The following is an 11,179-nucleotide window of genomic DNA, read 5'->3' as shown; positions in this document are numbered from 1 at the left end:
TAGGCCGACTTGTCAGCCAATGAGCAGCCCCATGACGCCGAGCGAAAAAAGAACCCCCTCTTTGAAAAAGAGGGGGTTCTTCAGCAATCTGCGGCCGTAGGCCATTTGCTTGGGCTAACAAAAGCGCTCGGCTGGCTTTAGATACAACACGCCCCCATCCGGGGGCGTGTTGCATTTACAGGGGGAAGCCGTGCGCGGTCAGCGGATATCGACCCGCATCAGGGGAGAGGGGGCGTTGTCGACAAAGTGGTGCCAGATATGGTCGTAGAGCGCCTTCGGGCCGGGGAAACTCACCAGTGCCTTGGCCTCGGCCAGGGAACACCAGCGATAGTCTGTGTGCTCATCGTTGAGGGTCACCGCCTGATTGGGCGGGCAATAGACCACAAAGACCGGCACCACCTCTATCGTATTCAGGCTCGCCTCGTAAAACTGCTCCAGATACTGGCCGTTGTAGAGTTCGGTGGCCCTGATCCCCGTCTCTTCGCCAAACTCCCGAATAATGGTCTGCCAGCCGGTTTCACCCGCCTCCACCGTGCCCGCCACATGGCACCAGAAGCCTCCCTTGACCCGCTTCATCACCAGCAACTTTGTTTCGCCATCGACAGTGGTAAGGGCAACGCCAGAGACGGCCTTGCAGCGAATGGGGATCATGATCTTCTCTCCGGATTTGGGCTCTGTAATCGCCACGAACAGTATGAAGGCGTGTTAATTGAAATACGCTTCGGCGGGTAGACCCATGACCTCTATTTCATTCAGGCCATTTTTGGCCAGATAGTTGGCCACCAGATTGAACCCCACCCAGTAACCGGCATATTTGGGAAATGGCCGGTTATCACGGCAGTAGAAAAAGTCTAAGTAGTTGAACTGCTTGCTGGATAGATGGGGCGTCATCTCTGCCAGCAGCGATTGCCAGTCATGGTGATGAGACTCCTTGAACAGTGAGGGGAGTGTGCCGCCATTGAACCTCTGCTCAAAGTGGCAGGCCAGCCCTTCAAAAATCAGGGTCTCGGCCAGTGTTTCTGCGTCCACCTTGTTCTTCTTTTGCACGATATGGTGGACTTCGTGGGCCAGCACGGCAGGCAATTCGGTGATGATCACCTCTTTGATGTCGGGCCGTTCCAGATCAAGCTGGAGTTCTATTCGATACATGTTGATGGCCCAGCCACCGATACCCGAGTCGGGAGCATCCCCCTCGGCAAAAGGGCTGAAGGTGACATCCAGTTGGGAGAGATCGAACAAGGCATTCAATTTGTGCGCCGTCTCGGCAAAAACGTGCCTAATGGTGTCATCGAGCCCATCGAATTTGCCCGAGTCGTTTAACAGGGTGAGTTGCATCCAGACATCCTTGTCTATTGAAAGAGAGTGCTGAGCCACTTGCGTGGTCGCGGCGCCATATCACCACGATTACCCTCCTTCAATCAAGGGGTTACCCGCCCATTATGCTTGCCGTCTGGATCGCCTCGATCAGCGCGGCCCGGTTGATGCGAGGGCGCTCGCCATCGAGCAGTTGCTGCCACAGGGCAATGGCCTGACTGTAGCGGCCATGCAGGAAGTGATCGGAGGCGAGCAGCATCAGGGCGCTCACTTCCCCCGCGTCCTGCTTGAGGGCGCTCTCCAGCAGACGGGTTGCCTCGGGAGTCAGCTGCTGGCCAGCCTGATAGTAGAGCACGGTGGCTTGCGCGGCCTGGGTCGCCGCGCTGGCGCCCCCCTCCAGCAGAGCAAGACGCTGGTAGGCGAGCAGGGCGTTGTCATATTCACCGCGATAGAGATAGAGCTGGCCGAGCGCCGCCCAGCTGTCGAGATCGGCAGGGCTGCGTTGAAGCTTCTGATGCAGACTCCCCAGCTCCTTGTCCTGCAGATCCCGCGGGCTCAACCCCGCCAGCGGATCGGGGCGCGACTGATAAGCCTGCCATGCCTGATAACGGCCGGTGCTCAGATACACAGCTGCAACGGCTACGCATGCCATGATGCCAAGCAGCAACAGGGCCCGCCCGTGCCGATGATGGCGGCCGCGATTGTCATGCTGGCTGGCCAGTTGCGCGCGCAAGGCCAGCTCAGCCGCCGGGATGGCGTTGGCCAGGCGGGCGGCGCTCAGCTCCCTGTAGAGTGGTTGGGCGGGGGAGAGGCCTGCCTGCTCCCCGTGCATGATCAGCAAATTCAATTGGTTGCGCGGATCGGCCGCGGGTTGATGGATTAACTCATCGATTACCTTAACGGCAGGGATGGGTTGCGCCTTTGTGCGCGTCAGGCGGAGAAACAGGGTCAACAGCGCCAGCCCCAACAGCAGCAGGGGGCCGCCCCACAGCAGCGCAGTGCTGGCCTTGAAGGGGGGATCGTAGCGGACGAAATCGCCAAAGCGCTCCGTCATGCGGGCGATTACCTGCTCATCAGACTGTCCCTCGTCCACCCAGCGGTAGACTTCGAGTCGCAGATCCCGGGCTATGGGGGAGTTGGACTCCACCAGATTCTGGTTCTGGCACTGGGGGCAGCGCAGGGCGCGGGCCAGCTCTTGAGCCCGATTTTGCAGCTCGGGGTGGCGAAACTGATAGGTATCGACCCCGCTGGAATATGCAGTTGCACTCAGCAGCATGCCGAGGGCCAGCAGGGCGCAGGCAAGAGAGCGGCACATCATGGCTGTGTCTCCCGAGCTGATGTTGCAATAGACGGCGCAATAGATGGCGCAATAGATGGCGCAATTGCGGGTGCCGTTGTGGCGGCCTTGATCTGCGCATCCGCTCTCGCCTGGTCGAGCAGGGGGGCAAACTGGCGTTGCCAGATCTTCTGGGTGAGCAGGCCGGTATGGCGGGCGAGCAGGGCGCCATCGGCATCAAACAGATAGGTTTCCGGCGTGCCGTATACGCCGAGCTCAAGGGCAAGTTTGCCGTCAGGGTCCGCCAGTACGGCGCGATAGGGGTTGCCCGCCTGAATAAGCCAGGCGCGGGCTGCATCCCCCTTGTCCCGGTAGTTGAGACCGTAGAGGGGCACTGTGGACGCGAGCTCGCTGAGCAGCGGATGCTCGGCGCGGCAGTTGACGCACCAGCTGGCCCAGACGTTAAGCACAAAGGGCTCCCCCTTGAGGCTGGCGGTCTGGATCGGACTCCCACCCAGCAGATTGTCGCTCTGCCACGCAGGCAGGGTACGTCCGAGCGTCGCCTCATCCTGGCTGTAGGGATTGTTGCCAAGACCGAGCCAGAGCGGGGTGCCGAGCCCCAGAGTAAGGAGCAGGGGAAGAAAGAGGCGCAGGCGGGATCTCATAACACCTCCTGTTCGAGCCGGGGACGGGAGGTGCCAACCGCAACGGAACGGGAGGCAAGCAAGGGGCGACGGGCGAGCAGACGCACGGTGCCGCCCGCCATCATCAACAGGCCGCCGAGCCAGATCCAGCGCACCAGCGGCTTGTGGTGCAGCCGCATGGCATAGGCATCTGACCCCATCTTCTCACCCAGTACCACGTAGAGATCGCCGAGCATTCCCCACTTGATCCCGGGCTCGTTCATGTTCATGGTTCGCACGCTGTAGTGGCGCCGCTCCGGTGTCAGCCGCGCCACCTCTTTACCATTCTTGTGCACGCTAAGCGTGATGCGCTCGGCGGTGTAGTTGGGGCCAATCACCGGCTCGCGCCCCTCATAGCGAAACTCGAATGCGCCGAGCCGATAGGGCTGGTTGGCACTTAGCACTGTGCCTCCTTCCTGACTGTGGTGACTCACCTGCGCGATGCCAAGGGCACACACCGCCACCCCGAGATGGGCCAGCAAGCTTCCGAACCGATTGAGGGTGAGCTCGCGCAGCGACGTCGGTTGCATGAGCGGGAGCAGCAGGCTGGCCATCAGCCAGAGGCTCACCATATTGGCGAGAAGGCCAATCCAGCTACCGGAAACCGATCCCTGTTCCAGATAGGCAAGGCTAAGCAGCCCGCCGCCAAGCAGGCCAAACAGCGGCGGCAACAGAGCGCTGAGTCGGGAATGTGGCGCAAGCTGCTGCCAGCGCAGGCGCGGAAGTTGGGTCATCAGCCCCATCAGGCAGAGGGCCAGCGGCACGAAGATGGTATTGAAATAGGGGGCGCCCACCGAGAGCGAGCCAAGATGGAGCGACTGGAACACCATGGGATAGAAGGTGCCGAGCAGCACGCTGGCGCAGGCCACGCAGAGCAGCAGGATGGCGGCGCCGAGCAGCCCCTCCTTTGACAGCAAGCCGAAGCGGGCATAGGGGGCGCGGATATCCGCACGCAGGGCAAACAGGGTGAGGGCGCAGGTCAATAGCAGCCCGAGTAGCAACAAGAGGGTGAGGCCGCGGCTGGGGTCCACCGCAAAGGCGTGCACTGAGGTGAGCACCCCGGAGCGCACCACGAAGGTGCCGAGCAGGCTCAAGGCGAAGGTGAAGATGGAGAGCAACAGCACGGCGTGGCCGTAAGCGCCGCGCTTCTCGCAGACAATCAGGGCGTGCAGCAGGGCAGTGCCGAGCAGCCAGGGCAAGAGTGAGGCGTTTTCTACCGGATCCCAGAACCACCAGCCGCCCCAGCCGAGCTCGTAGTAGGCCCACCAGGAGCCCAGCACGATGCCGGCGGTGAGAAACACCCAGGAGCCGAGCGCCCAGGGGCGGCTCCAGTGGGCCACGGCGCCATCGAGCCGACCCGAGTGCAGCGCCGCCATGGCGAAGGCGAAGTTGACCGCAAAGCCGACGTAACCGAGATAGAGCAGGGGCGGGTGGATGATAAGGCCGATATCTTGCAGCATGGGGTTGAGATCACGCCCCTCCAGCGGCCCCGGGAATTGGCGGTCAAACGGGCTGGAGAAGATCAGGGTATAGAGGCCGAACAGCCCGACGATCAGCCCCATGATGGCCAGTACCCGGGTGCGGATCAGCGGATCGACCCGCTTGGAGCAAAGGGCCACCAGTGCGCCCCACAGCCCCAACGCAAAAACGAAAAAGAGCATGGATCCTTCATGGCCCCCCCACACGGCCGCCAGCTTGAAGCCCAGCGGCAGGGCGCTGTTGGCGTGTTGGGCTACATAGACCAGGGTGAAGTCATCGAGGCCAAAACAGCTGGCGAGCAGCAGCAGGGCGGCCAACAGCAGGAGCGCGACCAGGAGGGCCAGCGGTGTTGCGCAGCCCAGCAGCGGGCGTGAGGCGAGCCGCAATCCCAGCCAGGGCAGCAGCCCTTGCAGCAGGGCGAGCCCGGTCGCCAGCAACAGTGAGAGATAGCCGAGCTCCGCCAGCACACAACCTCCAGTCAATTATTCGTCTATGTTATGCCGCAGCGTCTGCACCGTACCGGCGCTGGGGGATAACATCCACATTCTTAGCAACAATTCATCGCAACAAATAAGCGCCAGTCACCCGAAGGTGGCTGGCGCTTATCCCCAGCTCTCAATAACCGGTTCACGATCCGTCGTGAGAGGTCGTCAGCAAGGTAAAGAGCAGCGCAGGAACCTGAGTGTATGTGAATACATGAGGATTCCGAGCAGCACATGAGCCTTGATCACGGCCTCGCAACAGGAGCGTGAACCGGTTTTTAAACTACCGTCATCTGGCCGGCGTAGAGCACGAAGTAGCGCAGCAGCAGGATCCCCATCAGGGTCAGACTGCAGACCAGCACCAGATGGCCGTTTCGCTCCCGCAGGGGCGCCGGGGTCAGCAGGGCCAGCAACTGGGGCAGCAGCATACCGATCCCCACCACGCCGACCCAGAACACCTGAGCCCAGAAGCCGCTGCCGATGGCGGCCCACATCGCCACCTCTTTCTGACCGCCACCGAAGTAGAGGCCGGTAAAGAAGCAGACCAGCAGCAGCACCTCCACCCCCAGCACCGGCCGCTCGAAGCGATGCACGAAGCTCACCCCCTGGCTGTGATGGTTCTCCTTGAAGATCGTCACTGCCAGCAAGATGGTGGAGGCGATGCCGGAGCTGATACCGGATACCAGAAACAGCACCGGCAGCACCGGGTTGTTCAACAGCGGATAGGTCTTGAGCGCCGAGAGCAGAAAGCCGGTGTAGGCCCCCAGCAGCACGGCGAGCAGCAGCAACAGCGGTGCCAGCAGCCGTTCGATGCGGGCGAGCCAGCCAATCAGCCCATCCACAAAAGCGAACTTCTCTTTCAGCAACCGGCTGCGCATTGCCTCGATCTCGGTGCGAAACACTACCGCCAGCCAGGCGAACAACACCGCCATATAGAGCTGAAACAGCATGACCCCCATGGACATCACGGAGTCGAACTGGTAGTGGAACATCAGCTTCCAGAAGGTCCAGGGGCGGGCCAGATGGAAGATGAGGATCAGTAACCCCAGCACCACGCTCGCCGGCGCCAGAATGGCGGTCGCCTTGATGATGCCGCTTTCGCTGCCGGCCCCCTTGCGGCGCAGCAGCACCGAGAGGGTGGTGGCGCCAGCGGAGATGCCGAGCAGAAAGAGATAGATAGCGATGGGCCAGTCCCAGACAAGGGAGGGGAAGTGAAATGCGTCATGCAACATGAGCCATTCCTCCTTCTGTTACTGCGGTAGATGGCGATCGGACAAATCCCCACACGAGGGAAGGGAAGTGAAATGCCGCTTGCATGGTCATGACTTTACCTCCCCTTTGGGCACGCGGTACATCTTGGGTGAGGTGCCGAGTGCCTGCTTGTAGCGATAGGTGGTCTCTTTCACCAGCCGTTGGGCGATGGGGCTATCCGGATCATCCAGATTGCCGAACACCAGCGCCTTGGTGGGGCAGGATTCCACGCAGGCTGGCTCCTTGCCCGCCGCGAGGTTGGTCTTGCGGCAAAAGTCGCACTTATCGGCAACCTTGGTCACAGGGTTGATAAAGCGCACCTGATAGGGGCAGGCGGCGAGGCAATACATGCAGCCGACGCAGAGGTCCGCGTCGACATCGACGATGCCATCCTCCTTGCGGATATGGGAGGCGCCGGTCGGGCAGACATGCACGCAGGGAGAGTTGTCGCAGTGCTGGCAGGACTTGCGAAAGAAGTGGTACTCGGCGTCGGGAAATTCACCGATGGGGCCTGAGCGGATGATCTCGAGGCGCGAGACCCCCTGTGGCACCTTGTTCACTTCCCGACAGGCATCCATGCAGGCGGTGCAGCCGATGCAGGCCGTCTCATCGTGGAGCATGCCAAAGCGTACCCCATCGATAGTCTGGCTGTGGGCGAGGGTAGCCGCCCCGGCGCGCACCGGCCCCGTCATCATGATAAGGGCCCCCGCGCCCATGCCCGCCATAAAGTCACGGCGAGAGCAGCTCATGATGCCTCCTTGCCGGTAGCCGATTTGGACTGCTCCTGCTGGGCCTTGCTGGCCTCATGCTGTTTGCTGTGGCAGTCGACGCAGAGCTTGATGCGGGACTTCTCCGGGATCCCCACCATGGGCTCCTTGGCCGGATGCAGCTGGTGGCAGCTGGTGCAGGTGAGCTTGGTGGCGTGCACGTCGTGGGCCCAGAGCGCCTCACGCAGCCCTTTGGGCTCGTGGCAGCTCATGCAGACCCCGTTCTGCTCGCTGATGGGATAAAGCTTGATGCTCTCTTTATCCTTCAGGCTGTGGCTAAAGCGCATCACATCCTTGACCCCTTCCCGGTGTTGGGGGGAGGGTTGGCCATGACAATTGGTGCAGGTGACCGGCGCCAGGTTGTTGGGATTGGTCGCCTGACCATGCTTGCCGTGCATCCCCTTGCTCTGCTCCTTATGACAGTCGGTGCAGGCCTTGTCGGGATTGCGCAAAAACGCCACGTCGTGGGTAGCAGGGAGGGCCGCTGGCGCGCTTGCCGCATCGGCGGCCTGCCCCTGCAGGCTGGTGAGCAGCATGGCTGCCATCAGCATCAGTCGTAAAAAATCCATCGTTAAATCACCCATAGGAAGCCTCCATCCGCTGCGGGCCCGACTTGGCGCCGGGCCCGCAGGCGCCGTTACTGTGCCAGCCGTCCGGCCGCTTTGGCCTCGGCATCCCAGGCGGGGACCGTGGTCTTGAGGAACTGCGCTTTGTCGCTGTTGAACTGCTTCATATCCATGCCAAGGGCCGCTTGCGCTTTCTCCTTGGTGGAGATGTCGGGGATGGCGATTTCGTGGCTGATCCCCTTGCTGGCCAACAGGCGCGCCAGCTTGGTGCGGGCGTCAGCGGCTTTATCCAGCGCGCTGCCAAGTACCTTGAGGGCCACTTCGGGAGCGTGCATCTGCACCCCGTGGGAGGCGATGGCGTAGTCCCAGCGCCACTGGGCGTGGCGGATGTCCTGCAGAATATCCTTCATCTCGGCCTCGGTGGCGCCGGCATCCCAGGCCGCCTTGGCTTCAAAGTGGGCGTGTACCAGCTGCTTCTCGACCTTCAGCTTGGTTTCGATCACCGCCTCTTTGCGCTGCTTGACGATCCCTTGCAGCATCTCCTTGCTCTGGGTATGGCAGTTGCGGCAGGTCTGCTCGAAACGATCGAAGGGGTTCCCCACCTTGTGATCCGTGTAGACCTTGCCCTGCTCGTTTTGCACCTTGGGCATGTGGCAGTCGACACAGGCGACGTTGTTTTGGCCGTGAATGCCGGCGCGCCAGGTTTCGTACTCGGGGTGCTGGGCTTTCAGCATGGGGGTTTTGGAGAGGGCATGAGTCCAGTCGGCAAAGCCGATTTCATCGTAATAGGCTTCCATCTGCTCCACTGTGGTGCCCTTGTCCCAGGGGAATTTCACCGCCTTGGTGGGGCCGCTGAAGTAGTACTCCACGTGGCACTGGCCGCACACCTGGGACTGCTGATCAAAGCGCCCCTGCTCCTTGAACGGCTTGCCGATGGCGTCCATGGCGCGGCTGGCATAGGGACGGGAGAGGTGCAGGGCAGGTTTGCCCTCCTTGAACTCTTTCGAGGCGGTGTCGTGGCAGTCAGCGCAGCCGATGGTGTTGACGATTTCCGGTCCACCTTTTGCCCACATCCCCTTGAAGTAGCCATCTTCACCTTGCTCCTCGATAACGCGGGCAACGTCCGGGCTCTTGCAGCTCCAGCAGGCCATGGGCAGGGGGCCATCTTCGGCGGTTTTCGGTGCGCCGGTGCGCAGGGTCTCACGCACATCGGTCAGCGCATAGAAGTGACCGCGGGGTTTGTTGTAATCCTTGGCAAAGGGGTATCCCCCCCACAGCACCACCATGTTGGGGTCTTCGGCCAGGGCGTCGCCGAGCTCTTCGCTCTCGCGGGTAGCCTGCCAGCTTTTGAACTGATCGGCATGATCCTTGGCGAACAGCTCATTGCGTGCTTCTACTTTTTCTTTGGTTTGCGCCTCTTCGGCGGCCTGTACCCAGCCGCTGGTGCCAAGCCAGCTGGTCAGCAACAGGGCGGTGAGGCCCAGTTTGATCTGTCTGTTGCGTGAACTCACGATCATCACTCCCTAATCGATCTCATTGCCAGACCTGACAGTTCCATCCTGGATGTGGGCATTGGTTCGCCTCCGCCAAGCAGGAGCAGGCAGGCCGCTTCATTGTTATTAGTGAATAAAACCCATATTTTTATGCGATTGCTCGAGTTGGATATTACCAAATTGGTAAAAAGAATGATGATTTATCAGAGGGGGGCTTGCGCTAGATCAATTACCGAGAGCACCAACAGACAGAAATGAGATCCCGGTTAAATTATTAAGAAAGTCAGAATATTGGAAGTGTAATGAGTCTCTGTGGCGGGACGGAGCGACACCTGAGGTATGCCTGTGTTATTTGGCAAGGCATGCAGGGTTATCTGTCATATCAATTATCTATTTATGGGTATAAAAATAATAAATGAATAAATATTCTTTTTTGAGAGGGCTGTCGGTTACAGTCTGTACGGGCCGGGCGTTCCGCCGATGGGCGAGATGGTCGGCAACATCAATGAGAGAAGCCGGCAATGCCGGCTCCTCTCAGGTCTTATCGGGATCAGATACTGTTTGGGTTGCAGCCCCAAAGGCATGGTGGTGAACCAACGAATACCCCGGCTTCGGGGTTTACACCAGCGGATATGGTCACGCTCATCTTATGCCAACGCCCGGGCCAGCAGGTGGATCGGATGTTCACAGCGGAAGCTGGTGCTCATCTCGATCTGCCATTTGCAGGTCTCGCAGTCGGTGATCACCAGATCGGGGGAGAGGCGGTTGATCTGATCAAACAGCCCCTCGCCGATGGTCTGGCTGGTCTGGTAGTTCTCCGACTTGAAGCCGTAGGTACCGGCGATGCCGCAGCACTGGGACTCCAGTACCGTCACCTTGACCCCGGGAATGGCGCGCAGCAATTCGAGGGTGTAGATGACGCCCCCCATCTTCTCCATGTGGCAGGGGGTGTGGTAGGCGATGTGCAGATTGAGCGGCTTCATCGCCGGTTTGTTGCCCTTGTAGAACTCGTTCCACAGGAAGCGGGTCACCAGCGAGATGCGATCCCGCACCTTGTGGTTGTCCTGCTCCAGCAGGTGGGGGTATTCATCGCGCAGGGTAAAACCGCAGGTGGAGGAGGTGGCCAGCAGCGGCATCTCGTTGCCGAGCAGGGAGTTCTCCATCTGCTTGATGTTGAAGGCCGCCTGCTGCTTGGCCTTGTCCATAAAACCGTTGGCAATCAGCGGCACGCCGCAGCACTTCTCCCGCTCCAGCAACTGCACGCCGATGTTCATGGCGTTGAGCACCTGCACCAGCTCCTTGCCAAGCTGCGGGTGGTTGTAGTTGACATAGCAGCCGTGGAAGTAGGCGATCTGGCGCTTATAACTGGCCTGGGTCGCCTTCTGCTTTTTGTACCAGCCGCGGAAAGTGCCCTGGGAGTATTTGGGCAGGTCGCGATGGGATGAGACCCCCAGCGCCTTGTCCAGCACCAGCTTCATCGGCTTGAGGCCCGTGGTGAAGTTGACCACCGGGGCCATCAGGGTAGACATGCTGCCCATCAGATCGGTGTGGGAGAGCACGAACTCGCGGATCCCCGGTTTGAAGCCGCTGTACTGATGCTTGGCCTTGGCGATGATATCGCCGATGCGCACTCCGCTTGGGCAGGCTACTTCGCAGCGTTTGCAGTTGGTGCAGTGCTTGAGGGCGCTATCGAACAGCTCCGGGCTCTTGATCCGCAGCCGCTCGCCATCCGGGCCCGCCTGTTTCGGGCCGGGGTAGGCGGGGTTGGCCTTGGCCACCGGGCAGTAGGCGGTACAGACGGTGCATTTGATGCACTGATCGAAAGTTTGGTTGGCGTGATCCAGTAGCATGTCAGTTCTCCTCCCGGC

At 60.7% G+C, this 11,179-nt stretch carries 10 protein-coding genes; all 10 read right to left on the bottom strand.

The genetic code is table 11. From position 1 onward, the window contains the following. Positions 1-198: 198 nt before the first annotated feature. Positions 199-651, bottom strand: a complete 453-nt coding sequence (locus ACW5W8_RS06715; RefSeq protein ID WP_498627003.1) for an NUDIX hydrolase — start codon at positions 649-651, stop codon at positions 199-201. A 54-nt stretch (positions 652-705) separates the two neighbouring features. After that, positions 706-1,335 carry a DUF2268 domain-containing putative Zn-dependent protease gene (locus ACW5W8_RS06710; RefSeq protein WP_498627002.1) on the bottom strand — a complete coding sequence of 210 codons (630 nt, stop codon included), beginning with the start codon at positions 1,333-1,335 and terminating at the stop codon, positions 706-708. A gap of 91 nt (positions 1,336-1,426) precedes the next feature. Next, positions 1,427-2,632, bottom strand: a complete 1,206-nt coding sequence (nrfF, locus tag ACW5W8_RS06705) for a heme lyase NrfEFG subunit NrfF (protein WP_498627001.1) — start codon at positions 2,630-2,632, stop codon at positions 1,427-1,429. After that, positions 2,629-3,255 carry a DsbE family thiol:disulfide interchange protein gene (locus tag ACW5W8_RS06700; protein WP_498627000.1) on the bottom strand — a complete coding sequence of 209 codons (627 nt, stop codon included), beginning with the start codon at positions 3,253-3,255 and terminating at the stop codon, positions 2,629-2,631. Before ACW5W8_RS06700 ends, nrfF begins: the two co-directional genes overlap by 4 nt. Next, positions 3,252-5,219 carry a heme lyase NrfEFG subunit NrfE gene (nrfE, locus tag ACW5W8_RS06695; RefSeq protein ID WP_498626999.1) on the bottom strand — a complete coding sequence of 656 codons (1,968 nt, stop codon included), beginning with the start codon at positions 5,217-5,219 and terminating at the stop codon, positions 3,252-3,254. The genes ACW5W8_RS06700 and nrfE overlap by 4 nt, the downstream gene beginning before the upstream one ends. 293 nt (positions 5,220-5,512) lie before the next feature. Beyond that, complete coding sequence (gene nrfD, locus ACW5W8_RS06690; protein WP_498626998.1) at positions 5,513-6,466, bottom strand: cytochrome c nitrite reductase subunit NrfD; 954 nt, start codon at positions 6,464-6,466, stop codon at positions 5,513-5,515. Positions 6,467-6,553: 87 nt separating this feature from the next. Then, positions 6,554-7,234: a cytochrome c nitrite reductase Fe-S protein gene (gene nrfC, locus ACW5W8_RS06685; protein ID WP_498626997.1), complete on the bottom strand. Its 681-nt coding sequence runs from the start codon at positions 7,232-7,234 to the stop codon at positions 6,554-6,556. Beyond that, positions 7,231-7,836 (bottom strand): cytochrome c nitrite reductase pentaheme subunit, encoded by a 606-nt coding sequence (gene nrfB, locus ACW5W8_RS06680; RefSeq protein WP_498626996.1) that lies wholly within the window; start codon positions 7,834-7,836, stop codon positions 7,231-7,233. The genes nrfC and nrfB overlap by 4 nt, the downstream gene beginning before the upstream one ends. A 53-nt stretch (positions 7,837-7,889) precedes the next feature. Then, entirely contained in the window at positions 7,890-9,335 is a 1,446-nt protein-coding gene (nrfA, locus tag ACW5W8_RS06675) for an ammonia-forming nitrite reductase cytochrome c552 subunit (protein ID WP_498626995.1), read from the bottom strand. 623 nt (positions 9,336-9,958) lie between these two features. Beyond that, positions 9,959-11,161 (bottom strand): anaerobic glycerol-3-phosphate dehydrogenase subunit GlpC, encoded by a 1,203-nt coding sequence (gene glpC / locus ACW5W8_RS06670; RefSeq protein ID WP_498626994.1) that lies wholly within the window; start codon positions 11,159-11,161, stop codon positions 9,959-9,961. Positions 11,162-11,179: the final 18 nt, after the last annotated feature.

It is taken from the genome of Aeromonas aquatilis, from assembly GCF_054052405.1.
Note: the sequence above shows the minus strand (reverse complement) of the source record. Positions and strands in the feature narration are given on the sequence as shown.

What these genes read in the sequence shown, in the direction of transcription:
- ACW5W8_RS06700 (WP_498627000.1), bottom strand. Translation starts at nt 3,255, where the DNA reads ATGAGATCCCGCCTGCGCCTCTTTCTTCCCCTGCTCCTTACTCTGGGG.
- nrfA (WP_498626995.1), bottom strand. Translation starts at nt 9,335, where the DNA reads ATGATCGTGAGTTCACGCAACAGACAGATCAAACTGGGCCTCACCGCC.
- ACW5W8_RS06715 (WP_498627003.1), bottom strand. Translation starts at nt 651, where the DNA reads ATGATCCCCATTCGCTGCAAGGCCGTCTCTGGCGTTGCCCTTACCACT.
- nrfD (WP_498626998.1), bottom strand. Translation starts at nt 6,466, where the DNA reads ATGTTGCATGACGCATTTCACTTCCCCTCCCTTGTCTGGGACTGGCCC.
- glpC (WP_498626994.1), bottom strand. Translation starts at nt 11,161, where the DNA reads ATGCTACTGGATCACGCCAACCAAACTTTCGATCAGTGCATCAAATGC.
- nrfF (WP_498627001.1), bottom strand. Translation starts at nt 2,632, where the DNA reads ATGATGTGCCGCTCTCTTGCCTGCGCCCTGCTGGCCCTCGGCATGCTG.
- ACW5W8_RS06710 (WP_498627002.1), bottom strand. Translation starts at nt 1,335, where the DNA reads ATGCAACTCACCCTGTTAAACGACTCGGGCAAATTCGATGGGCTCGAT.
- nrfC (WP_498626997.1), bottom strand. Translation starts at nt 7,234, where the DNA reads ATGAGCTGCTCTCGCCGTGACTTTATGGCGGGCATGGGCGCGGGGGCC.
- nrfB (WP_498626996.1), bottom strand. Translation starts at nt 7,836, where the DNA reads ATGGGTGATTTAACGATGGATTTTTTACGACTGATGCTGATGGCAGCC.